This is a genomic window from Gordonia insulae (assembly GCF_003855095.1).
In the GTDB taxonomy this organism is placed as follows: domain Bacteria; phylum Actinomycetota; class Actinomycetes; order Mycobacteriales; family Mycobacteriaceae; genus Gordonia; species Gordonia insulae.
The window spans coordinates 5,758,535-5,780,988 of record NZ_CP033972.1; the positions used below are offsets into that span (position 1 = coordinate 5,758,535).

The 22,454-nt window shown below is 67.5% G+C and carries 23 protein-coding genes and 1 pseudogene; 17 read left to right on the plus strand and 7 right to left on the minus strand.

Going from position 1 to position 22,454, the window contains the following annotated elements; all coding sequences use genetic code 11:
* The first annotated feature begins 64 nt into the window (after positions 1 to 64).
* The 10 genes from D7316_RS26010 (at position 65) to D7316_RS26055 (ending at position 9,294) form a co-directional block, all read left to right on the plus strand.
* Positions 65 to 430 carry a hypothetical protein gene (locus tag D7316_RS26010; protein ID WP_124710827.1) on the plus strand — a complete coding sequence of 122 codons (366 nt, stop codon included), beginning with the start codon at positions 65 to 67 and terminating at the stop codon, positions 428 to 430.
* A 90-nt stretch (positions 431 to 520) separates the two neighbouring features.
* Positions 521 to 1,786 (plus strand): AI-2E family transporter, encoded by a 1,266-nt coding sequence (locus D7316_RS26015; RefSeq protein ID WP_232017085.1) that lies wholly within the window; start codon positions 521 to 523, stop codon positions 1,784 to 1,786.
* A 75-nt stretch (positions 1,787 to 1,861) separates the two neighbouring features.
* The gene (gene ychF, locus D7316_RS26020; RefSeq protein ID WP_124710829.1) at positions 1,862 to 2,941 is read left to right on the plus strand and encodes a redox-regulated ATPase YchF; all 1,080 of its coding nucleotides are present in this window, start codon (positions 1,862 to 1,864) and stop codon (positions 2,939 to 2,941) included.
* A gap of 43 nt (positions 2,942 to 2,984) precedes the next feature.
* A complete protein-coding gene (locus D7316_RS26025; RefSeq protein WP_232017086.1) occupies positions 2,985 to 3,476 on the plus strand; it encodes a peptide-methionine (S)-S-oxide reductase in 492 nt (163 codons plus the stop codon).
* A 45-nt stretch (positions 3,477 to 3,521) separates the two neighbouring features.
* Positions 3,522 to 5,186: an ABC-F family ATP-binding cassette domain-containing protein gene (locus D7316_RS26030; RefSeq protein ID WP_124710830.1), complete on the plus strand. Its 1,665-nt coding sequence runs from the start codon at positions 3,522 to 3,524 to the stop codon at positions 5,184 to 5,186.
* A 107-nt stretch (positions 5,187 to 5,293) separates the two neighbouring features.
* Complete coding sequence (locus tag D7316_RS26035) at positions 5,294 to 6,271, plus strand: glycoside hydrolase family protein (RefSeq protein ID WP_232017087.1); 978 nt, start codon at positions 5,294 to 5,296, stop codon at positions 6,269 to 6,271.
* Positions 6,272 to 6,465: 194 nt separating this feature from the next.
* On the plus strand, positions 6,466 to 7,437 hold the full coding sequence (locus tag D7316_RS26040; protein WP_124711590.1) for an alpha/beta hydrolase: 972 nt from the start codon (positions 6,466 to 6,468) through the stop codon (positions 7,435 to 7,437).
* 42 nt (positions 7,438 to 7,479) lie between these two features.
* Entirely contained in the window at positions 7,480 to 7,821 is a 342-nt protein-coding gene (locus D7316_RS26045) for a DUF1801 domain-containing protein (protein WP_124710832.1), read from the plus strand.
* A 9-nt stretch (positions 7,822 to 7,830) separates the two neighbouring features.
* Positions 7,831 to 8,325 carry an HIT family protein gene (locus D7316_RS26050; protein ID WP_124710833.1) on the plus strand — a complete coding sequence of 165 codons (495 nt, stop codon included), beginning with the start codon at positions 7,831 to 7,833 and terminating at the stop codon, positions 8,323 to 8,325.
* 93 nt (positions 8,326 to 8,418) lie between these two features.
* Complete coding sequence (locus tag D7316_RS26055; protein ID WP_124710834.1) at positions 8,419 to 9,294, plus strand: acyl-CoA thioesterase; 876 nt, start codon at positions 8,419 to 8,421, stop codon at positions 9,292 to 9,294.
* A gap of 72 nt (positions 9,295 to 9,366) precedes the next feature.
* On the opposite strand, the gene D7316_RS26060 is transcribed toward D7316_RS26055, so the two are convergent.
* Positions 9,367 to 10,077: a DUF427 domain-containing protein gene (locus tag D7316_RS26060; RefSeq protein WP_124710835.1), complete on the minus strand. Its 711-nt coding sequence runs from the start codon at positions 10,075 to 10,077 to the stop codon at positions 9,367 to 9,369.
* Positions 10,078 to 10,342: 265 nt separating this feature from the next.
* Here D7316_RS26060 and D7316_RS26065 point away from each other — a divergent pair, with 265 nt between their 5' ends.
* Together D7316_RS26065 and D7316_RS26070 are read left to right on the plus strand one after the other, a co-directional pair.
* Complete coding sequence (locus D7316_RS26065) at positions 10,343 to 11,584, plus strand: ATP-grasp domain-containing protein (protein WP_124710836.1); 1,242 nt, start codon at positions 10,343 to 10,345, stop codon at positions 11,582 to 11,584.
* Positions 11,581 to 13,644, plus strand: coding sequence for a hypothetical protein (locus D7316_RS26070; RefSeq protein WP_124710837.1), 2,064 nt, complete (start codon positions 11,581 to 11,583; stop codon positions 13,642 to 13,644). The genes D7316_RS26065 and D7316_RS26070 overlap by 4 nt, the downstream gene beginning before the upstream one ends.
* Here D7316_RS26070 and D7316_RS26075 read toward each other — a convergent pair.
* Positions 13,599 to 15,004, minus strand: a pseudogene (locus D7316_RS26075) (amino acid permease). The gene D7316_RS26070 and the pseudogene D7316_RS26075 overlap by 46 nt on opposite strands.
* A 173-nt stretch (positions 15,005 to 15,177) precedes the next feature.
* Entirely contained in the window at positions 15,178 to 15,684 is a 507-nt protein-coding gene (locus D7316_RS26080) for a MarR family winged helix-turn-helix transcriptional regulator (RefSeq protein WP_232017088.1), read from the minus strand.
* 93 nt (positions 15,685 to 15,777) lie between these two features.
* On the opposite strand from D7316_RS26080, the gene D7316_RS26085 reads away from it, so the two are divergent.
* Positions 15,778 to 16,425: an FMN-dependent NADH-azoreductase gene (locus tag D7316_RS26085; RefSeq protein WP_124710838.1), complete on the plus strand. Its 648-nt coding sequence runs from the start codon at positions 15,778 to 15,780 to the stop codon at positions 16,423 to 16,425.
* A 33-nt stretch (positions 16,426 to 16,458) separates the two neighbouring features.
* Here the strand turns inward: D7316_RS26085 and D7316_RS26090 are convergent, their stop codons facing one another.
* Genes D7316_RS26090 through D7316_RS26105 form a run of 4 tightly spaced genes read right to left on the minus strand, consistent with a single transcriptional unit; the run spans position 16,459 to position 19,514 of the window.
* Positions 16,459 to 16,812 (minus strand): Fe-S protein, encoded by a 354-nt coding sequence (locus D7316_RS26090; protein ID WP_124710839.1) that lies wholly within the window; start codon positions 16,810 to 16,812, stop codon positions 16,459 to 16,461.
* A gap of 26 nt (positions 16,813 to 16,838) precedes the next feature.
* Positions 16,839 to 17,603: a class I SAM-dependent methyltransferase gene (locus tag D7316_RS26095; RefSeq protein WP_124710840.1), complete on the minus strand. Its 765-nt coding sequence runs from the start codon at positions 17,601 to 17,603 to the stop codon at positions 16,839 to 16,841.
* A 59-nt stretch (positions 17,604 to 17,662) separates the two neighbouring features.
* On the minus strand, positions 17,663 to 18,991 hold the full coding sequence (locus D7316_RS26100; RefSeq protein WP_124710841.1) for a diacylglycerol/lipid kinase family protein: 1,329 nt from the start codon (positions 18,989 to 18,991) through the stop codon (positions 17,663 to 17,665).
* Positions 18,992 to 19,046: 55 nt separating this feature from the next.
* Positions 19,047 to 19,514 (minus strand): nitroreductase/quinone reductase family protein, encoded by a 468-nt coding sequence (locus tag D7316_RS26105; protein WP_232017089.1) that lies wholly within the window; start codon positions 19,512 to 19,514, stop codon positions 19,047 to 19,049.
* A 139-nt stretch (positions 19,515 to 19,653) separates the two neighbouring features.
* Here D7316_RS26105 and cynS point away from each other — a divergent pair, with 139 nt between their 5' ends.
* From cynS to D7316_RS26125, 4 genes are all read left to right on the plus strand, one after another.
* Positions 19,654 to 20,106 carry a cyanase gene (gene cynS / locus D7316_RS26110; protein WP_124710842.1) on the plus strand — a complete coding sequence of 151 codons (453 nt, stop codon included), beginning with the start codon at positions 19,654 to 19,656 and terminating at the stop codon, positions 20,104 to 20,106.
* A gap of 84 nt (positions 20,107 to 20,190) precedes the next feature.
* Positions 20,191 to 20,562 carry a YciI family protein gene (locus D7316_RS26115; RefSeq protein WP_124710843.1) on the plus strand — a complete coding sequence of 124 codons (372 nt, stop codon included), beginning with the start codon at positions 20,191 to 20,193 and terminating at the stop codon, positions 20,560 to 20,562.
* Entirely contained in the window at positions 20,546 to 21,787 is a 1,242-nt protein-coding gene (locus D7316_RS26120; protein ID WP_408610059.1) for an RNA polymerase sigma factor, read from the plus strand. The genes D7316_RS26115 and D7316_RS26120 overlap by 17 nt, the downstream gene beginning before the upstream one ends.
* A gap of 88 nt (positions 21,788 to 21,875) precedes the next feature.
* Positions 21,876 to 22,397 (plus strand): hypothetical protein, encoded by a 522-nt coding sequence (locus D7316_RS26125; RefSeq protein WP_124710845.1) that lies wholly within the window; start codon positions 21,876 to 21,878, stop codon positions 22,395 to 22,397.
* Positions 22,398 to 22,454 lie beyond the last annotated feature (57 nt).

Consider the following 22,454-nt stretch of genomic DNA (forward strand, 5'->3'; position numbering starts at 1 on the left):
GTCGGGCTGATCGAATCCGACAATATGGTGACGTAGGTAACAATTCCTGGCACCATGAGTCCTCATGAACACACCGTTCGGCGGTGCCCGACAACGAGGTCGGAACCGTGAACCGCAGCTGTCGGAATTTCCGGCGTGGGGGCTCGAGATCATGATGGGTCTGTATGGACCCGACACGATCGAGAAGGCATGCGACCAGCAGAAAGCTCGTGCGCTCGCGCCGGGTGAGCCGGAGGGCCATCCCACGGACAGGCCCTGGGAGGACTGTCTCGACGCCTATGACTGGGCCGCGCCGCGTCCGGTCGTCGACGATCGTGACGTCCGCGGTGCGCCGCCGGCGCCACCGCAACCGGTGTCGCCGATCGTCGTGGAGCTCGAGGCGATCAACGAGCTCGTCCGTTACCTGGAGCGCAAGTTCAAGCGCCACTGAGCCGGGTGTCGCCCGCCGCGTGACGCGCCGGGCGGTCCGACACACGCGTCGGTCTACGCAGACCCGCGACGAGTGTGTGACGATCTGTGCGTGACAGACGAATCGGGTGTTTCCGGCGTTCCGGATGCCCAGGACGCCCCGGACTCCGCGACGACTCATCTCGTCGCACCGAAGGAGACGCGTCCGACCCGCGTCCAGGTGGTGCTGACGGGCCTGCGATCCAGTTCGGTCGTCAGCCTGCAGGTGGTGCTGGTCGTCGCAGCGTTCTGGGTGCTGATGTGGGTGGTCGGCAAGCTCTGGGTGATCCTGCTCCCGATCCTGTTCGCGATCATCGTGTGCACGGTGCTGTGGCCGCCGGTGCGCTGGATGCGCAAGCGCGGTGTCCCACCGGCTGCCGCTTCGCTGGTCATGATGTTGGTCGCCGTCGGCGTGCTGGCCGGTGTGATCAGTGTGATCGTGCCGTCGATCGTCCGCCAGGCGCCGGAGCTGGCGTCACGCGCGACCGACGGTGTGCGCAAGCTGCAGGACTGGATTCAGGGTCCACCGCTCAACATCAAGGATGAGCAACTCGACAACATCGTCGACACGATCACGCACCGGCTGCAATCCAGTGCGTCGTCGATCGCGGCCGGCGTGTTCAGCGGTGTCGGGACCGCGACGTCGATCCTGGTCACCCTGTTCACCGCGTTGATCCTGGTCTTCTTCTTCCTCAAGGACGGACCGAAGTTCGTCCCGTGGCTCGACCGCACCGTCGGCAAGCCCTCGGGTACGCACATCGGCGAGGTGCTGTCGCGGATGTGGAACAGCCTCGGTGGATTCATCCGGACCCAGGCCATCGTGAGCTTCGTCGACGCCACCCTGATCGGCGCCGGGCTGTTCATCCTGCAGGTGCCGCTGGCCGGTGTGCTGGTGGTGATCACATTCCTCGGCGGATTCATCCCCATCGTCGGTGCGTTCGTGGCCGGCGCGCTCGCCGTGTTGATCGCGCTGGTGTCCAACGGCCTGACGACCGCACTGATCGTGCTGGGCATCATCCTCGCCGTGCAGCAACTCGAGGGCAATGTGCTGCAGCCGTGGCTGCAGTCGAAGTCGATGGACCTGCATGCGGTGATCGTGCTGCTCGCGGTGACCCTCGGCGGCACGCTGTTCGGTATCACCGGTGCGTTCCTCGCGGTGCCCGCGGCGGCGTCGCTGGCGGTGATCCTGCGCTACCTGAACGAGCAGATCGCCGAGCGGGCGGGGGAATCTCTGCCGCCGGAGGGGACTGAGGTGACGGCCAATGCCGGCAGCGTCCCCGACGAGGAGCCCGCGTCGGACGCCCCGCAGGACGATCCCGGCACCGCCGACAAGACCTGACGCGGACCGCGGGTGCCGGGCCGCGTGCCCACGCGCCCGTCGGATGCGGGCCGGTGGCCGATAGACTGGCTGTCCGTGAGTCTCACCCTCGGAATCGTCGGTCTTCCCAACGTCGGCAAGTCGACCCTCTTCAACGCGTTGACCCGCAATGACGTGCTCGCGGCGAACTATCCGTTCGCCACCATCGAGCCGAACATCGGCGTCGTCGAGCTGCCGGACAATCGCCTCGATCGCCTCTCGGAGATCTTCAGCAGCGAGCGCATCCTGCCGGCGACGGTGTCGTTCGTCGACATCGCCGGCATCGTCAAGGGCGCGTCGGAGGGGGAGGGGATGGGTAACCAGTTCCTCGCCAACATTCGTGAGGCCGACGCCATCTGTCAGGTCGTGCGGGTATTCGCCGACGACGATGTCGTGCACGTCGACGGTCGCGTGGATCCGCTCTCCGACATCGGCGTCATCGAGACCGAGCTGATCCTGGCCGACCTGCAGACCATCGAGAAGGCCCTGCCGCGCCTGGAGAAGGACGCCCGCAAGAACAAGGATCTCGCCGAGACCGTCGCGGCCACGCAGAAAGCGCAGGAGCTCCTCAACGAGGGCAAGACGCTGTTCTCCCAGAAGGATTCGTTCGACCTGTCGGCGGTTCGCGAACTCCATCTGATGACGGCCAAGCCGTTCCTCTATGTCTTCAACTCCGATGAGTCGGTACTCACCGACGACGCGCGCAAACAGGAACTGCGCGACACCATCGCTCCTGCCGACGCGGTCTTCCTCGACGCGAAGGTCGAGAGTGAACTCCTCGAACTCGACGAGGAGGACGCCCAGGAACTCCTCGACTCCATCGGCCAGACCGAACCCGGCTTGCGGTCGCTCGCCCGCGCCGGTTTCCACACCCTCGGGCTGCAGACCTACCTGACGGCCGGCCCCAAGGAGTCGCGCGCCTGGACCATTCATCGCGGCGACACCGCCCCCAAGGCCGCGGGTGTGATCCACACCGACTTCGAGAAGGGCTTCATCAAGGCCGAGATCGTCTCCTTCGACGACCTCGACGCCGCCGGCACGATGGCCGCGGCCAAGGCCGCGGGCAAGGTGCGCATGGAGGGCAAGGACTACGTCATGCAGGACGGCGACGTCGTGGAGTTCCGCTTCAACGTCTGATCGGGCGCTTGCCCCTTCCCGCGTGGCCCGTACCATCGCCCACGTGGATCTGGAGCACGAGACCGAGGATGTGTATTTCGCGGGCGGCTGCCTCTGGGGCGTGCAGGCATTCATCGCGACGTTGCCAGGGGTGACGTTCACGGAGGCCGGCCGGGCCAACGGCACCAGTCAGTCCGTCGACAGTGAGTACGACGGGTATGCGGAGTGCGTGTGGACCCGATTCGATCCGACCGTCGTGAGCGTCACGCAACTGATGGAGTACTTCTTCGAGATCATCGACCCCTACAGCGTGAACAGACAGGGGCCGGATACCGGCGAGAAGTACCGCACCGGCGTGTATTCCCAGCGGCTGACACACCTCGAGCAGGCGCGCGAGTTCATCGCCGCGAGAGATGACTCCGATCGCGTGGCTGTCGAGGTGCTGCCGCTCGCCAACTACGTCCGTAGTGCGGAAGAACATCAGCATCGGCTCGCACGTTTCCCTGAGGACTCCTGCCATATCCCCGAACGGCTGCTGACCAAGTACCACAGCTGACGCCTGACGATGATGTGCCTCCGATCGAGGTGCGATCATCTCCTCATGACCGCAACACTCGTCGCCAAGGACATCGCCGGCGGGTACGCGCACCGCGTCCTCTTCGATCATCTCGACCTCACCGTGGCGCCGGGCGACGTGATCGGCGTCGTCGGGGCCAACGGGTCGGGCAAGACCACACTGCTGCGGGTACTCGCGGGTGACCTCGCGCCGCTCGACGGCAGGGTGACACGCGCCCCGGCCGACGCCTTCGTCGGCTGGTTGCCACAGGAGCACGCCCGGGTCCCCGGCGAGACCGTCGGGCAGTACGTCGCCCGCCGAACCGGCTGTTCCGCGGCGACGCAGGCCATGGATGCGGCCGCGACCGCCCTCGCCGACCCGTCGTCCGCGTCCGGAGCCGAGGATCCGGCCGAGGTCTACGCCGCCGCGCTCGACCACTGGCTGGTGACCGGTGCCGCCGACCTCGACGAACGTCTGCCCGAGGTCCTCGCGGAACTGGGCCTGGCCGGCGACGCCGTGGCGCCGGAATCGGCGCTGATGACCGACCTCTCCGGCGGGCAGGCCGCACGGGTGGGGTTGGCGGCGCTGCTGTGCTCGCGGTTCGACGTGGTGCTGCTCGACGAGCCGACCAACGACCTCGACCTCGACGGGCTCGCTCGGCTGGAGGGGGTCGTCGACGGTATGCGGGGCGGTGTGGTGCTGGTGAGTCACGACCGGGAGTTCTTGTCCCGCAGCGTCACCGGGGTTCTCGAACTCGATCTCGCGCAACACACCAACACCCTGTTCGGGGGTGGCTACGAGAGTTACCTGCACGAGCGTGAGGTCGCACGTCGGCACCGGCGAGCGGAGTACGAGGAGTTCGCCGAGAAGAAGGCCGATCTGGTCGCCCGTGCGCGAACCCAGCGTGAGTGGTCGAGCCAAGGGGTGCGCAACGCGATGCGCAAGGCTCCGGACAACGACAAGATCCGGCGGCGCGCGGCGACCGAGTCCAGTGAGAAGCAGGCGCAGAAGGTCCGCCAGATGGAGAGTCGGATCGCGCGGCTCGACGAGGTCGTCGAACCCCGCAAGGAGTGGACGCTGGAGTTCACCATCGGGACCGCGCCGCGCTCGAGTTCGGTGGTCGCGACCCTGAACGATGCCGTCGTGCGGCTGGGGGATTTCGCACTCGGGCCGGTCTCGCTCCAGGTGAACGCGGGGGAGCGGATCGGTATCACCGGCCCCAACGGTGCCGGGAAGTCGACACTGTTGCGGTTACTCCTCGGCCGGGTGACCCCCGACGCCGGGACCGCACAGTTGGGTGCCAATGTCGCGATCGGCGAAATAGACCAGACGCGTGCCGAATTCGCGGGATCGCAGCCACTCGCGGAGCGCTTCGAGGAGCTCGTACCGGACTTCACGACCGCCGAGGTGCGAACGCTTCTCGCAAAGTTCGGTCTCCGTGCCGACCACGTCGACCGTGCCGTCGCCGATCTGTCCCCCGGGGAGCGCACCCGGGCCGCGCTGGCCCTCCTGCAGGCGCGGGGCACCAACGTCCTGGTGCTCGACGAACCCACCAACCATCTCGACCTCGCCGCCATCGAGCAACTCGAGTCCGCGTTGGACACCTACGATGGCGCTGTCCTGCTGGTCACCCACGACCGGCGAATGCTGTCGAACGTGCGCCTCGACCGGGGCTGGCACGTCGAGGGCGGTCACGTCACGGAGCAGTGAGCAGCATCGCCGACGGCATCGGGTGAACCCCCGGTCGCCAGTCACGATTTCGCCCGCCTGCGGCCAAAGTTGTGCAGAGTGTGCCCACCGGCACGGATACTGCACCGGTGACCCCAACCAAGCGAACCACGTTCTCCGCCGTCACGGTGGTGTTGCTCGTCGTCGCCGGATTACTCGTCTCGGTTCCGGCCGGCAGCAGCGCCGCACCGTCCGGGTGGCGCTACACGATGGTGGCGTTCAGCAGCGCCAGCGATCGCGACATGGATGTCTACGAGTCGGGGAACGGAACGCAATTCGAACTACTCCGGAGGTCGGCGTACCGACCTCCATCGGGTCGTGTGCGCGACGCCAGCATCTTCCGGAACAGCGATGGCTGGTACTACATCACCTACACGACAGTCGACGGCGCGAACATCGGCTTCGCACGCAGCCGGGACCGCATCAACTGGACGTTCCTCCACAACTACCCGGTGCCGTTCTGCTGCGCCTTCCTGCCGGGCACCGGCGACGGCAAGGGGCTCGGCTCGTCGAGCGGGCCGGGCTCGTCCGGGTCGGCCGGGTCCAGCGACGGTCCGTCGCTGTCGCCGTTCACCACCAAGGCCTGGGCACCCGAATGGTTCGTCGAGGGTGGACGGGTCAACGTCATCCTGTCGATGTCGACCGGTGGTGGCTTCGTGCCCTACCTGATGACGGCGCTCGAGCCATCGCTCCGGTTGTGGAGCCCGCCGGTTCCGCTCGCCGGGATCGGCGCCGACCACATCGACACCACCGTGGTCAAGGTCGGCGCGACCTACCACGCGTTCACCAAGAACGAGACGAAGAAGTTCATCCAGCATGCGGTCGCGTCGTCGCTGATCGGGCCCTATCGCTTCGTCCCTCCCGGAAATTGGGGCACCTACGTCGAGGGGCCCGCCGTGGTGCAGCTGCCCAACGGCGCGTGGCGGATGTACCTCGACGCCTATACCCGGGGAAAGCAGCTGTACTCGGACAGCAGGAACGGATTGCGCACCTGGTCGTCCCCGAAAGAGCTGCCTGGTCTGTCCGGCGCCGTGCGCCACGTCGGGGTGATGCGCGAGCCGGCCTGACTGCGACCCCGGAAGTATCCGCGAAGCGCTGACAACGGCACATCGGGCGGTTAGGCTCACCACTTCAACGGTGGGTGGCTCGCCTCGGTGTCTGACCTCTCGACCATTCATCCCGGGGGCACACATCTGCGCGCAGCGTGGAGGTAATCGATTCGCGCGCGGCGCGGATACGGGGGACGAGAGTGTTTCGATCAATGTGGCGCGTGGCGACGGTCATGTGCCTGACGACATTGTGTGTGGCCACGGCCGCCGCGACCGCGGAAGCCGCACCTCAGGGCGCATACATCACGTCGTTTGTGCAGGAGACCGCCACCCGAGCCGGCGTGTGGGTGCACTCGGCGGCGATGAACAAGAACATCAAGGTGTTCGTGCTCACGCCCCGTCACACGACCGGTCCCCGGCCGACGCTCTACCTGCTCGACGGTGCCGGTGCCCGCGGTGAGGACAGCGGTTGGCTCGAAGCGGGCAACGCCGAGCGGTACTTCGCCGACAAGGACGTGAACGTCGTGCTCCCCACCGGGGCCTATGGGACCTTCTACGCGGACTGGGAGCGGCGCGACCCGGTCGTGGGCAAGCCGATGTGGGAGACCTTCCTGACCAAGGAACTGCCGCCCCTCATCGACGACCGGTTCGACTCGACGGGGTCTCGGGCGATCGCCGGGGTGTCGATGGGTGGGCAGGCGGCATTCACGATCGCCTCGCAGGCCCCCACCCTGTACAAGGCGGTGGCCTCGCTCAGCGGGTGTCCGCCGGTGTCGTCGCCGGAAGGCGAGGCGTACGTGCGGGCGACCCTCGCCCGCGCCGGCGCGGACGCCGGGAACATGTGGGGACCCGTCGGTTCCGCCGGCTGGCGCGACCACGATCCGGCGCTGCACCTCGACCGTTTCCGCGGCAAGAAGCTGTATCTCTACTCGGGAGCGGGTCGCCTCGGACCCGCGGACATGAAACGCCAGGTGACGCCCGAAGAGGGTCTCTACCAGGTCGTCCTCGCCGCGTCGGCGACATTCGAGATCGCCACCAGCACCTGCTCGCAGCGGTTCGCCGAGGATCTGCACAATGCCGGGCTACCGTTCACCGACGCCCTGCAGGTCGTCGGGACCCACCACTGGTACTACTGGGCGAAGGACCTGCCCCGGATGTGGGATTCGATCTCGCCGGCTCTGTGAATCGGTGACCTCGACCCCGGCCGTCGCGACTACGGTGATCCCATGAGCAACGATTGGCGGGCAGCCAGGGTCTCCGAGGTGCGGTCACTGATCATGGCGGCCGAGCCGGGCATCATCGAGGAAGTCAAGTGGCGCAAGCCGTCCAATCCCGATGGTGTGCCGACGTTCTCGCTGGACGGCCTGGTCTGCACGGTGGAGACCTACAAGGACAAGATCAAGGTCACCTTCGCGAAGGGCGCCTCGCTTCCCGATCCCGCGACACTGTTCAACGCCAGTCTGGACGCGGGGACCCGGCGCGCGATCGATGTGAAGGAGGGTGACTCCCTGGATGCGGACGCCTTCACCGGCCTGATCAGTGCCGCGGTCGCGGTGAATCGGGAGTGAACCGGCGACGTGGCGGACTGGCGAGCGGACCGCGTCCGATCCGCGGCGCAGGGCCGCAATCCGACGGTGCTCGCCGAACTGGACACCGTCTTCGCCGTCATCGGTGACACGCAGTTCCTTCCCGGCTATTCGCTGGCGCTCAGCAGGGTTCCGCACGCGGACCGTCTGTCCGACCTCGATCGTCGGAGCCGCCTCCGCTTCCTGGCCGACGTGGATCTGCTCGCCACCGCGGTGGAGAACGTGTGCGCGGCACGGGACCCGATGTATCGCCGGACCAACGTCGAGATCCTCGGGAACACCCACGCGTTCCTGCACGCACATATCTGGCCGCGATACGGGTGGGAGCCCGCCGAGCGCGTGGGCATGCCCGTGTGGCTCTATCCGCAGGATCACCGGACCCATCCCGACCACGCCCTGGCGCCGCGGCACGGACCCCTACGCGCCGCGTTGACGGCGGAGATCGGGCGGCTGAGCGAGTCCGCGGAGTTCCGATGGGATCGGTAGGCGCACAACGGCGCCTGGGGACGTCGCAGCGGCGGTAGCCTTCTCGATGGCCACGATGTGAGTGTCGACACTCGGATGGGAGAACGATCCGGCATGACGCAGGACGCGACCGCCTGGTCCCTCGCGGTACTGCTCGACGTGTTCGACGTCGAGCCCGGTGGACCCGACCGTTTCACCGGCATGACGGGTATCGAGGGCGAGGAGGGCCGCGTCATCGTGGAGGGCACGCAGGTGCTCGCCCAGGCGATCGTGGCGGCCGCAAAACGGTTTCCGGACAAGTCGATCCGATCGGCGCAGGCGGTGTTCGCGCGTGCGGTCATGGTCGGGCCGCCGGTGGAGTTCGACGTCGACGTCGTGCACGAAGGTCGTTCCGTTGCCACCGCGGTCGTCGCGGCGGTACAGAACGGGAAGCGGTGCGCCACGGTGACCGTGCTCGCCGACGTGCCGACCGCCGACCTGATCGCCCACCACCTGCCACGTCCCGCGGTCGCCGGCCCCGACGAGGCCTTCGTCGCGCGGATGCCGTTGCCCGGCCGCGACGTACGACTGGTGGACGTCGAGCACGTCAACAGTCCCGACGAGGTGGGACCACCCGAGCTCTACGCGTGGCTGGCCTACGACCCGGTCCCGCGACGCGCGGATTTGGCCAAGGCTCTCCTGGCACACTTCACCGGCCACCTCGGCATCTCGACCACCATGCGAGCCCATGCCGGGATCGGTACCAGCCAAGCACATCTGACCGTCTCGACCGCGCCGATGACCATCGCGATCAGCTTCCACGAACCGGTCCGCTGGGACGGCTGGATTCTCTACTCCCACGAGAGCACACAGGTCGGTGCCGGGATGTCCTACGTGCGCGGCACCGTGCACACCCAGGATGGCGCGTTGCTGGCGTCGTTCGTCCAGGACGGACTCATCCGCCCGTTGCGCACCACGGACTCGGCAGTCGACTCGAACGCGCGACTGTAGCGCGACCGCCAGACCTCGCGACCGCCAGACCTCGCAGCCGCCAGACCTCGCAGCAGCCAGACCTGGCAGCCGCTAGACCTGGCAGCCGCAGTCGGCGGCTCCCCGGGTCGCCGCGGGCAGCTCCGCGAGAACATCGGCCTTCGCCGGATCGAAGCTGAGATGTCCTCCGATGACGGTGCTCTCCGGCAGAACCTCCTCGTAGCTCCAGGCGACGTCCTCGACCACGACGTCGCCGATGACCGCGGTCCAATACGTGGCCGTGCCCTTGTAGTTGCAGTACGTCGTCAGGTCCCCACGACGAAGCAGATCCGTGCGCACATGGGTGGGCGCCACGTACAGGACCGGAGCCAGCGCTGTTTCGAACACGATGACCGTGTCGGTGGTGTCCACCAAAGTCACGCCGGCGACGTCGACCCGCAGACCTCGGTCCGTCGGCCGGCAGTCGACGCGGTGGTACGGGTTCGGCGGGTACCAGACCAGCTTGCGGCCCTCCTCGTACCACTCGTCGACGGCGGCCCAGGGCACGTGCACGTAACCCGGCGCCTCCGGCTCGGGCTCGGTGGGGAGGTCGCCCACCTCATCGAGCGGAAAGGCGTAGCTGAGGAACTGGCCCGGCCGGTGCACCATGAGCGCTCGCTCCGTGTCGAGCACGGTCCGCCCGTCGCGCACCGCCCTGATGCGCCGCGGATGGGGCTCGACGAACACCAGATCCGTCGGCACGGGGCCGGAGAACCAGCCTGCGGGATTCCCGCTCAGCGGTCCGTGCCCGGCGACGAGGCTCATCGACGACGCCCCGGGCCTGCAGCGCGGGCTCGGACACGGGAATGTCCCATGGCTCTTCCACCTCCGGGGTCGGCTCTCGACGATGCGTGCACAAGGTTAGCCAGCGAGGGGGCATTCCAGCGACATATCGACGATTCCACCTGCGGGTTCGGGGCCCGTCATCGCCGCACCGTCGAACCGCCCCGAGCGGCAGTCGGGCACCTCTGTAGGTTGGTCAGAGGAAAAGCAAGCATGAATCGCGCACGATCAGAGCGAGAGGACATGCATGACCAAGCCCGCGAAAACAGCGAAGAACCCGGACAAAGGGTTTGTGGCACTGCTCGGTTGGAGTCTCGGGGCCATCGAGGCCCTCGATGGATTCGACCGCAGATTTGTGGTGGTGGCGCCCGATTGGGCGCAAGAATATTGCGCTGAACACGACATTCCCTATGTGTCGTGGAACTTCGAACGACTCAACGACCGTTCGCTGGAGATCGCCGAGACGCTGCAGGACATGGGCGTCGACGTCGCGATCCCGCTGTTCGAGGAAACCGTCGAGTGGGCCGGGGCGATCAATTCCGTCCTGATGAACAAGCCGCGGCTGTTCGGACAGGCGATGTTGCTGCGTGACAAGGCACTGATGAAGCGTCGTGCCCAGCTCGGCGGCATCCGCGTCGGCATCTTCGAAGAGGCCCACGACCGCGAGGACGTGGTCCGCTTCCTGCGCAGGGTGAACCAGACCCTGCTCAAGCTCGACGGCGACCCGAACGACCCGATTCACCTGAAGGCATTCGACAAGGCCGGTTGCCTCGGACACCGTGTCATCCGGACGCCAGACGAGGTCGACACGATCCCCGAGGAAGAGTTCCCGGTCCTGATGGAATCCCATCTGGACGGCTGGGAGTTCGCGGTGGAGGCATGGATCCACAACGGCAAGATCAAGTTCCTGAACATCTCCGAGTATGTGACGCTGGGATATTCGGTGTTCGTGCCGGCCACCCCGGAGCTGGAGAAGTACCGTCCGGCGATCACCGCGCAGATCGAGAAGTTGATCAAGACCTTCGACATCGACTTCGGGTTCGTGCATCCGGAGTACTTCGTGACCAACGACGGCGAGATGTACTTCGGCGAGGTCGCCTACCGTCCGCCGGGCTTCAAGGTGTTCGAGTTGCTGGAGCGCGCATACGGTTTCAATGCCTACCAGGCGTTGGTGCTGTCCTTCGATCCGAAGACCACGGAGGAGGAGATCGACGCGTTCTTCCCGCGTGAGGTGGTGGATGCCAGCGGTGTGGCCGGATGTTTCGGCGTGTATCCCCGCCGGCGCGTGGTCTCCAACCTGGAGATCCCCGACGTGACCGCGGACGACGACTACTACGAGACCAACGATCTCGCCGCACCACTGGAGGAGACCGTCACCAAACGCACGGCCTTCGGGACACATTGGGGCCTGCTCTACTTCTTCGGCGAGGACCCCTACCGCATGCGGGATCTGCTGAAGAAGCAGGAAGAACTCGACTTCTACGTATGACATCTGCACGCGATGACGTCGCCGTCGGTCGGGCCCTGGCCTCGCGGATCGAGCAACTCGACCATGCCACGTCGGCGATGCTCGGGGCGCCCGACTTCGCCAAGGTCGGCAAACTGCGTCGGGTGCTCGACGCACTACGTCGGGTGCTGACACAGGAGGGCGGCTGTGCGGCGGTGCGGGAACGTGCTGCCACGCTGGAGAGCGCCGGCGTCTTCGCCGGGTCCGACTGGAATCAGCCGGACATCCTGGTCCCGGCCCTGGTGGGCCCGAGCCTGCGCAGTGAGCACACCGACACGGTGATCCTGGAGTCGACGAGCGAACTGCGGATGGTCGCGATCGCCATGGGCGACTATGTTCACCCGGACATGACGGCCGACGATGCCCGACGTTTCCTGTCGCAGATCCTTGCGATGAACCTCGATCTGCTGCTGGCGCCACCGTCGGAGTCCGAACGCGTCCGGCAGGGTAGTGCCGCCAAGATCACCCGCGCCGTCTTCGGGTACGTCGTCGATCAGATCGGCTACGACGGCGTGCTCGACGAACTCGTCGAGGAGATCTGGCGGATACTCCGCCAGCGGCCGATCCAGGTCGATCACGTGAAGGCGATGGTCACCCGCATGGCGGTGCACCGCAGTGATCCGGATGTGGACCTCGGCACATCGGCGCAGGGACTCGATCGGCTGACCACCGCGCTCTTCGGCCCCACCGAGGCCTGTCGCGAGGATCCGGGCATCGACGTCTATCTGTCTCGGCTGTCGGCGATGGACGCCGAGGGGCTCGAATTCGAGGCCCGCGGATTCGCCCGGGCCATGCACGACACCGGCCTGGTCTCCTCCTACCATGCGGCGCTGGCGCGGTTCCTGGTGACCGACAACGTCTTTCTGCTCCCGGAGGCGCTCGGGCTGTCGGAGGTGGGGCGCAACTGCCTGCTCCGCTACACCGACCTGGTGCAGGAGCTGATCACCCGAACCGTGCATCCGCAGAACGCGCAGTGCCTCTACGGGCTGGCCTTGTTGCTCGATCGCGGCATCCTGCACCAGCCGCCCGTGGTCCCGTCGCTCTGGCGCCAACTGGCGCTGAGACTGTCGCCGTCGGTGACCGAGCGACTGCGGTCGGCGTTCGGCCCGGCGATCGATCCCGAGTCATTGCTCCTCGGGGGTCTGCTCTCGATGCTCGGCCAACCGCTGGGCGTCGGGCAGGGCGACAATCCCACATGCCAGTCGGCCCGCGCGTTGTCGATGTGGGCGTACAACGATCCCGACTACCTGCTGCAGGTGGTGGCGTGGGCGGCGCGCGACGACGAGGTCGTCGCTCATTTCGAAGGTCAGCCCGTGTCGTCGGTGGAGAGTGTCGGCGGCGTCGCGACGGCGGACCCGATCGACCTGGATCCTGTTTCGCTCCTGGTGGTTCCGCATCTCGACCGGATCTATGCCGAGATGGTCCGACGGTGCGCCGATCGTCCCGGCGACCCCCATCGTTGGGTGAACCCCGAGTTCCACGGGTGGTGGTCGGCACGCGGCTTCCGGATCAACGTCGACGTGGAGACCGGCGATCTCGTCGACCTCGACGACTTCATCCGACAGTTCTATGCGGCGTATCACCCCGGCTACAACGGCAACCAGCCGCTCATTCACCCGCAGCCCGCCGGGATCGCGTTCACCGACAGCGCGGCACGCTACGTCGGCTGGCATGCGATCACGATCCTGCGGGTCGCATCGGACCCGAACGGCGACATCCGCGTGTACTTCTTCAACCCCAACAACGACAGCGGTCAGGACTGGGGTGACGACGTGGTGGTCGGGACGGCCGGCAATGGCGAGCGCCCGGGGGAGGGGTCGTTGCCATTCGAGCAATTCGCCTCACGGCTCTACATCTTTCACGCGGACCCACTCGAAGACGGTGCGACCGGCGATGTTCCGGCCGAGGATGTAGCACGGGTCATCGGCTACATCGAACGCAGTTGGGGCGCCGACCGGATGGGTCGGCCGGTGTCGACCGACCCACCCGAGCGTGATCAGCGAGTGCCCACCGGCGACCTGCGGCGCGAGGACGCGACGTAACCGATGCCCACGGCGGCGAACCAGACCGCGCCGACGACGAGCGCCACCCGACCGTCCGCATCGAAGAACAGCAGGATCAACACCAGCACGAGGAACGCGAGCGCCGCCCACGTGGTGACCGGTGCGCCGGGCACCCGATAGTCCGACGCCGGCAGGGCGCCGCTCGCCACCTTCTTGCGGTAGGCCATGTGGCACACCAGGATCGTTCCCCAGATCACGATGATGCCGACCGTCGACACCGAGGTGATGTAGGAGAACGCGTGGTCGGGATCGATGACGTTCACGATCACCCCCACCACCATCACCGCGGCACTGAGCACGATCCCCCGACGGGGACCCTGCGCCCGGACAACCGCGCGAGCGGTGCCGGTGCGTCACCGCGCTGCGCGAGTGAACGCACCATCCGCCCCGTCGAGTAGATGCCCGAGTTGCACGACGACAGTGCTGCGGTGAGCAGCACGAAGTTGACGATGCCGGCCGCGCCGGGGATGCCGATGTAGGAGAACACCGCTACGAACGGACTCTGGCCGGCGTGGAAGTCGCGCCAGCTCCGCACCGACAGGATGACGACGAGCGATCCCACGTAGAAGACACCGATGCGAAACGGCACCGAATTGATGGCCTTGCGCAGCGTCACCCGCGGGTTCTGCGCCTCGCCCGCGGTGACGCCGACGAGTTCCACACCGACGTAGGCGAACATCACGATCTGCAGACTCAACAGCGCGTTGGTGAATCCCGTCGCGAAGAAGCCGCCGTCGTTCCACAGATTCGTCACCGACGGCCCGGTGTCGGGTCCCAGGCCCGAGATGGGCAGCAGGACACCGATACCGACGATGATCATGCCGAGGATCGCGGTGACCTTGATCGCCGAGAACCAGAACTCCGCACGACCGAACATGCCGACCGAGATCAGGTTCGCCCCGAAGAGCACCACCAGCGCGACGAGCGCGGTCACCCAGACGGGGATCGACGGCCACCAGTAGTTGACGTACGTGCCGGCCACGGTGATCTCGGCCATGCAGGTCGTGGTCCACACCGCCCAGTAGGTCCACCCCTGGGTGAATCCGGCGAACCGGCCGAGGAACTCGTCGGCGTACTCGCTGATACCGCCCGAGATCGGCCGATAGATGAGCAGTTCGCCCAGCGCGCGCATCACGATGAAGATCGCCAGGCCGGCCAGTGCATAGGCGAGGATCAGCGCTGGGCCCGCCTTCTCGATCGCACCGCCCGAGCCGTAGAAGAGCCCGGTGCCGATGGCACCACCGATCGCGATCATCTGGATCGTCCGGGTCGTCAGTCCCCGTTGGTAGCCCTCGTCGCGATCCGTGGACGTCCGGACCTCGACGTCGTCGTTCGTCACCACACCGACTCCCTCAGAATTTGTCTGCCGTCAGCGGCCCAATCTAGACGTCGGGATGTGTACCCGATCACGCCGGTCCGACAGACGCGGGCATTCGCGAGAAATGTCCGAAAATCCCGAATCATCCGGGGCTGGTGGCGAATTCGCAGGTCGAGCGGTTTATGGGCCGACGGTCACTGCTCGGAATCCGGGTCGTCGGCCAGGCATGTCGCCGTGCTGTGCTCGACGGCGCCGGAGCAGTCCACCCCGTCCGCGGTCGCCCGCCGGAGCAGTGAGTAGAGCGTCGACTGCTCGGATTCGCTCAACGCCGACAGCACGCGCTGCTCGACGGCGGCCAGGACGTCGTCGATCTCCGCGAGCCGGGCGTCGCCGGTCGGGGTGATGGCGACGGTGTGTCGCCTGCGGTCCCGAGTCGACCGTCGACGCTCGACGAGACTGCCGACCTCCAGGTCGTTGAGCAGACCGACGAGATTTGTCGGATCGATCCGCAGCGCCTCGGCGAGATCGGATTGGGAGCGTTCACCGAAGTCGCGCAGGAGGGTCAGTGCGATCACGTGGCGCGGCCGCAACCCGAAGGTCTCGATGGTGGATTCGCTCTCGGTGCGCATGCGTCGCGCGAGGTGTTCGAGCAGCGGCCCGGCACGACGCTCGAGGGAGGGCGGTGCTGGGATTTCGGTCACATGTGCAGGATATCGCCCTCGGGACCCGCCGTCAGGCACATGCCGTGGTATAGATAGTTTGTGTTAGACAAATCATCTATGGAAGGCGTACCAATGAGTCATCTCCTGCACATCGACTCCTCCATCCAGGGCGACGAGTCGGTGAGCCGCCGACTCACCGCCCGCGCGGTGGTCAAGTGGCGTGAGGCGCACCCCGGTGGGACGGTCTCCTATCGCGACCTCGCCGTGGCGACCATCCCGCACCTGGATGCGGTGACCGGCCCGGCGCGGGCACTGCCACCCGAACAGCACACCGCCGAGCAGGCCGCGTCCTGGGCGTTGAGTGTCGAACTCGTCGAGGAGGTCCGGCGCGCGGACACGGTGGTTCTCGGGCTGCCCCTGTACAACTTCGGTGCCCCGTCGACGGTGAAGTCGTGGGTCGATCACCTGATCGTGCCGGGAGTGTCGGTGAACATGGAGACGCAAGAGGGTCTGCTCGCCGACACCGAATTCATCGTGCTGGCCAGTCGCGGAGGCGGCTACGGACCGGGTACTCCGCGCGAAGGTTGGGACCACGCCGAGGCGTGGTTGCCGCACGGACTCGCCATGGTCGGGCTCGTGCCCCGGTTCATCACCGCCGAACTCACGCTGGCCGACCGCAATCCGGCGATGGCCGAGCTCAAGCCGCTGGCCGCGGAGAGTCTTCGCCAGGCCGAGCAGACGGTCGACGCCCTCTGGGAGTTGGCGAGTCGGACAGCGTGACACCGCCCCGCTCGATCACCAGATGACGGCCGATCACCAGATGACGGCTACGCCCGCCGCGGCCAGGGAGAGCGCCCCCGCGGAGACGAACATCGGTTGTGGCACCGGCTCGCCGGTGCGGCGCTGGCGGGCACTGCCCATGCCCAGCACGCCACCGAGGAGCACCAGGATCACGAGCTTGACGCCGATCTTGGCGTAGTTCAGGTCGATTCCGGCCGGCCGCGGTGCGGCCAGCACGACACCGGTCACCAGTGAGAGCAGCAGGCCGTAGTCCATCAGACGGGTGAAACGGAATCGGCGTGCGGCCGCCTCGGCGGCCCAGGCGCCGAAGGTGATCGCGAACGCGGAGATGTGTACCAGCACAACGACGCTACGGAGTACGTCCACGGGCACAGACTAACCCGCCGGGCCGATCACCGTGGCCGGGTGAGCTCCGCGCGCAACTGATAGAAGGCGAACACACCCACCCGACCGACGATCTCGGTGTATCGGTCGACGACGGCCTCGACGAAGTCGTGCGCCGCAGCGTCGGGCAGGTGGCCGGTCCAGTCGCCGAAACCGACTGTGCACCATTGTGCGAAGGCGTCACGGGACCCGAAGTCCCAGGTCTTGTCGACCACTGTCCGTTCGGCGATCTCGAAGCCGGCGTCGACGACGAGGGTGTCGAACGTGTCGGGGTCCGGATGGACGAACGGTGCGGCGAAGTCGCCGAACGCATCGGCCCAACGATCGTCGCGGGTCACGTCCATGGCGACCTGCTCGACGCTGCGCCGCGGCCCCTCGCAGACGAAGACGACGAGCGCGCGGCCCCCGGGCCGCAACGCCGACGCGATGTTGCGGTAGGCGGTGGCCTGATCGTGCACCCAGTGCAGCGCGTTGAACGAGGTGACCACGTCCACGGCGTCGGTGACGTCGAGGGTCACGACATCGCCGATCTCGAACGTCGCGGCGGTGGCTCGTTGCCGCGCCGCCTCGATCATGCGGGGGCTCGGGTCGATTCCGACGATCGCGCCATGCGGCAGTTGATCGGCGATCTGTGCGGTGACGTAGCCGTCCCCGCACCCGACGTCGAGGACCTGCTCGGTGCCGTCGAGACGCAACAGCGCCAGCGACTCGGCCGCCATCGTCCGCTGCAAGTCGCTGACCACTCCGTACCGGGTGCCGTCCCAATCTGCCACGAGGGACATCGTCGTCCGATCCCGGCCGGAAGGTGAGGTTTCCGCGGAAGTGGTCAGCGTCAGAGCTGCGGTGTGCGCCCCGTGGCGACGTCGACGAGTGCGCGCAGACTGACGTCGCGGGCCCGCCGCCGCGCCGCGACGGCCTCGTTGTCCGCGGGCACCAACAGTCGCAGTCCGGCAGGGTGGCTGCGGAACCGCATGGGCGTCGGCAGGTCGAGCGCCTCGCCGTCGACACCGGCGAACGCACGACCGCTGCGTGACCTGATCTCGAACTCGACGGCGGTGAACTCGTGCCAGAAGGGACTCGCCTTGCGCAGCCCGAGCGCCGACAGGGCCATCAGCTGTGCCGCCTCGGCGCCGGTCGAGGTGGACACCGCGATCACGCCGAGCGTGCCGGTGTCCATCCGACGACGGATACCTGCGTCCGGCGACGCCGTGGCCGCATACGGGTTGTTGGACACCAGGATCATGAAGGACCCGTCGACCGCATCGCCTGCGGGTGTCGTGAACTGGAGGTCGAACGGTTCCGCCATGGGCCCCAGGAGATCCGGCAGCATCGCGGCGGCCGTCTGGGCCTTCTCGGCGCGGTAGGAATCCTGCTGGACGATCGTCGCGTACACCCCGAGCGAGACGTTGTTCACGAAGAGTCGGCCGTTGACGGTCGCATAGTCCACTCGCCGCTCGACGGCATCGCGGAACGCGGTCAGCGTGCGGCGCGGATCGTCGCGATCGAGCCCGAGGTCCAGCGCGAAATGGTTGCGCGTGCCCGCACTCACACACACGAACGGCACGTCGTGTTCGATCGCGATCGAGGCGACGAGGGCCTGGGAACCGTCCCCACCGGCCATCCCGAGGCAGTCGGCTCCGCGCGCGACGGCGTCGCGAGCGAGTTGCTCGAGGTCGTCATCGGGCCCGAGCACGATGGTCTCGACGCCCAGTTCGGCTGCGGCCGAGATGATCCCGAACCGCTCGACTTTCCCGTCGCCGGATTTCGGGTTGCAGATCAGCACCGGCCGGCTCGGTGGTCGACCCTCGCGCGTCTGATCCAGCGCATGGAGGTCAGGGATCAGCGCGTACCGCGTGCAGCCGGTCGCGACCGCGAGCACCGCCATGGCGACCAGCAGTCGGATGATGATCGCCTCGGTGCCGGAGAGCACCTGGGCGAGCGCGACCGCGATCAGGACCAGCCCCAGGATCAGGGCGATCGCGCCGGTGATGCGGCGTGGTCCGCGTTCGGTGACCACCCACCAGGCGCCGGCGACCGAGACGGCGAAACCCGCCAGCCCGATGAGGATGTGGACGCCGCCGCGGATCAGGAACGCCGCCACGGCGAGTCCCAGGACACCGACGCAGACCAGCCCGATGATCGCGCAGACCCGGCGTGACATGCTCGGCACCCCCGCCGGGTGAGTGGTCGCCATGACGTCGGTTCGGTTGCGGCGGTCAGCGCGGCGTCAGGAGAAACGAGCGTGCGCCCGCCTCCCAGGCAGCGTGCAGGTCGGCCGCATCGGGCGTTCCATCGGACCCCACCCCGATCTGGTTGAACTTCGCGAACTGCGCATTCTCGCGGCAGATGTGTGCGTAATGTGCGACGACGCTCGCCTCGTCGGTGAATGCCTCGACGTCGGCGGTGGTGCGCTCGCCGCGGAGTCGGATCTCGACGGGCTCGCCCGTCCGGAGGTTCTTCCCCCACCCGAACGGGGTACCGATCAACAGCTTCTCGCCCTGACGCTGGTAGGCGACCGGAACGGTGTAGTGGCGACCGGATCTGCGGCCGACGATGTAGAGCGTCACCAGACGTCCGCCGACAACCCGATTGAGTCCGGGCGTGGCGAGTAGGACACGAACCACTCGGTTGGCGACGTTCTGCAGCTTCATCGTCTGCGCCCGTTGGGATGTGGAGCCTGTCACGCTCGCAACGCTACACGCAGCGACTGCCTCACTGCGCGGCATCGGGCCACCCGGACCCGGTGCCACGCCCGCTCCGGTGGACACCTCTGCCCGATGTGGTCAAGGTTGAGTGGACCGTTCCCATCGACGAGGAGACCCGATGACCGCACCGATCATGCCGAAGTCCGATGCCGCAGAACTGATCATCGCCGCACGTATACGTCAGGGCCTGTCGTGGTCCGACCTCGCCGAGCGGATCGACGCGCCGCTGGTGTGGACGGTGTCGGCCCTGCTCGGTCAGCACCCGGTCCCGGCGGACAAGGCGACCGTCGTGTGCGAAGTGCTCGGACTCGGCGACGGCGTGATCGAGAGCCTCGTGCGCCAACCCACCCGGGTGGCCGACGACGCTTCCGCATCGGACCCGACGATCTATCGCTTCCACGAGGCGCTCGCCGTCTATGGCCCCGCACTCAAGGAGTTGATCCACGAGGAGTTCGGTGACGGCATCATGAGCGCGATCAACTTCAAGGTCGACTTCGCCCGCCGTGCCGACCCCGACGGCGACCGCGTCGTGATCACTTTCGACGGCAAGTTCCTCGACTACCGGTGGTAGGTGTCGATTTGACGGTCGCCCGATCGTCCTCCTGATACGGGACCCGATCAGGGTCCACACTCGACTCACAGGAGGTAGGTCATCATGCGCTACGCATTGCTCATCAACAACGCCGAACCGGCGCCCGGCGAGATCCCCGCACAGGCCATCGACGAGATGAAGGCCGCGATCCGCGCGTACACCGACGCGCTGCAGGCGGCCGGGGTCCTGGTGGCCGCGGAGATACTCGCGTCGCCGACCGCAACGCAGACCGTCACCCGGCGCGACGGCGATCTGCGCGTACAGGAGGGGCCCTTCGCGGAGACCCGCGAGGCACTCGCCGGTGTGTTCGTGCTCGACGTCGCGGATCACGATGCGGCGATGGCCTGGGCGGAGAAGCTCCCCGCGACGCAGTACGCGGTGGTCGAGGTCCGCAGGTCCGTCCTGTCGTGCGTCGACGGTGTCTGGTCCGATTGACGGCGATCCGCGACCGGCCCACGCGCCGGCGCGCTCGTTCGCCGAGCGCGCCGCGCGGGAGTCGTACGGGCGCCTGCTCGCGGTGCTGGCCGCCCCCACACACGACCTGGCAGGCGCCGAGGATGCCCTCGCCGACGCCTTCGAACGAGCACTGACCCGCTGGCCCGGCGACGGGGTGCCGCGCGATCCCGATGGCTGGCTGCTGACCGTGGCCCGCAACCGGCAGCGTGATCGGTGGCGTTCGGCCGCGGCGCGGACGTCGGTGCCGTTCGACGACGCGGTGCACGACGTCGTCGCCCCCGACGGAACAGTGCCGCCGTTGCGGGACCGCCGACTCGAACTGCTCCTCGTGTGTGCACACCCGGAGATCAACCGGTCCGTCCATGCCGCATTGATGCTCAACACGGTGCTGGGCTACACGGCCGGACAGATCGGACATGCGTTCGCGATCCCCGGCGGCACGATGGCCGCCCGACTGGTCCGGGCGAAACGACGCATCCGGGAACGCGAGTTACCGTTCGCGATCCCCGGGGTCGATGAACTCCCGACCCGCATCGCGCCCGTCCTCGAAGCCATCTACGCCGCGTACAGCATCGAGTGGCCGCGGGTCGATCGAGCACACCGCGCACTGCTGCTGGGACTCGGCGAGGTGCTCACGGAGGTCGCGCCGGACAGCGCCGAGGCACATGGACTCGTCGCGGTGATGGCGTTGTCGAGTGCACGGCTGCCGGCGCGCACCGACGGCCACGGACGATTCGTCCCACTGCCGGAGCAGGATCCGGCCCGGTGGGACCCCGACCTCATCTCGCGCGCGCACGAGCACCTGCGATCCGCGCATCGCCTCGGCGAGGTCGGCCGATTCCAGCTCGAGGCCGCCATCAGCGCGGTGCACTGTGCCCGGCCACCCGGGCGGGCACCCGACTGGCTCACCCTGCGGCCACTGCATGAGGCGCTGCAGGCGGTGGCGCCGACGCTGGGTGGGGCGGTCGCGGTGTCGGCGGTCGTCGCCGAGATCGACGGACCCGCAGCAGGGCTGGCCCGACTCGACGGTGTGGTCGGCGCGGAACGATTTCAGCCCGCGTGGGTGACACGCGCGCATCTGCTGGATCGGCTCGGTCGCGGCGGGGAGGCGGCGGCCGCGTTCGACAAGGCGATCACCCTCACCGTCGATCCCGCCGAACGCCGACATCTGCAGGAGCGGCTGGCGGCAGTCGATCGAAGCTGAAGGTTCGCTGAGAGGAGTGGCTCGCCACGGTCGGTTCCGCGGAATAGCCTCGAACCGGGTCGGGTGACCAACTCCATCGGGAGGAACGATGACTCATTCGAAGGTCCATACGAGACTGGTCCTCGCGGCCGCGACGGTCCTCGGCGCAGCGGCGCTCGCGTCCACGCCGGCAGCGGTGGCGGCGCCGATGGGCCCAACCGGGGTCCAGGCGCTGCGCATCTCCGGCGACATGGAGATCGCGCCGGGCGTCCACGTGCTGAACATCGAGGCGATCGGAGCCCGTGGCGCGGGCGGGCAGACGATGGGCAGATACGAGGCCACCGTGCTCGACGGTCGGAACCCGACGCCGATTCACGTCCGCGGCCCGATCACCTGCATCTATACCCAAGGTGGGACCGCGTCGCTGGTCTATCCGATCACCGGGACGACACCCGAGGTACTGCCCGCTGCGGCGCGCGGAGCCGCGGCCGTCCAGATCACCGTGCGCAAGGGAGTCCGGGGTGCTCCCGACCACGTGGGAGTGATGGGTCCCATGGCGACATCGGCGTTCAAGGGATGCCAGCCCGCGATGACGCCCTTCGTGTTCGACGGTGAGATCGACATCAGGTGAGCTCGGCACCCCACCGTGACGAGGATCGATGCCGGCGCGTGACGTGGAGTCGCGTGA

What these genes read in the sequence shown, in the direction of transcription:
- D7316_RS26010 (WP_124710827.1), top strand. Translation starts at nt 65, where the DNA reads ATGAACACACCGTTCGGCGGTGCCCGACAACGAGGTCGGAACCGTGAA.
- D7316_RS26085 (WP_124710838.1), top strand. Translation starts at nt 15,778, where the DNA reads ATGAGTCATCTCCTGCACATCGACTCCTCCATCCAGGGCGACGAGTCG.
- D7316_RS26065 (WP_124710836.1), top strand. Translation starts at nt 10,343, where the DNA reads ATGACCAAGCCCGCGAAAACAGCGAAGAACCCGGACAAAGGGTTTGTG.
- D7316_RS26055 (WP_124710834.1), top strand. Translation starts at nt 8,419, where the DNA reads ATGACGCAGGACGCGACCGCCTGGTCCCTCGCGGTACTGCTCGACGTG.
- D7316_RS26100 (WP_124710841.1), bottom strand. Translation starts at nt 18,991, where the DNA reads ATGTCACGCCGGGTCTGCGCGATCATCGGGCTGGTCTGCGTCGGTGTC.
- cynS (WP_124710842.1), top strand. Translation starts at nt 19,654, where the DNA reads ATGACCGCACCGATCATGCCGAAGTCCGATGCCGCAGAACTGATCATC.
- D7316_RS26125 (WP_124710845.1), top strand. Translation starts at nt 21,876, where the DNA reads ATGACTCATTCGAAGGTCCATACGAGACTGGTCCTCGCGGCCGCGACG.
- D7316_RS26115 (WP_124710843.1), top strand. Translation starts at nt 20,191, where the DNA reads ATGCGCTACGCATTGCTCATCAACAACGCCGAACCGGCGCCCGGCGAG.
- D7316_RS26060 (WP_124710835.1), bottom strand. Translation starts at nt 10,077, where the DNA reads ATGAGCCTCGTCGCCGGGCACGGACCGCTGAGCGGGAATCCCGCAGGC.
- D7316_RS26030 (WP_124710830.1), top strand. Translation starts at nt 3,522, where the DNA reads ATGACCGCAACACTCGTCGCCAAGGACATCGCCGGCGGGTACGCGCAC.
- D7316_RS26070 (WP_124710837.1), top strand. Translation starts at nt 11,581, where the DNA reads ATGACATCTGCACGCGATGACGTCGCCGTCGGTCGGGCCCTGGCCTCG.
- D7316_RS26040 (WP_124711590.1), top strand. Translation starts at nt 6,466, where the DNA reads ATGTGGCGCGTGGCGACGGTCATGTGCCTGACGACATTGTGTGTGGCC.
- D7316_RS26045 (WP_124710832.1), top strand. Translation starts at nt 7,480, where the DNA reads ATGAGCAACGATTGGCGGGCAGCCAGGGTCTCCGAGGTGCGGTCACTG.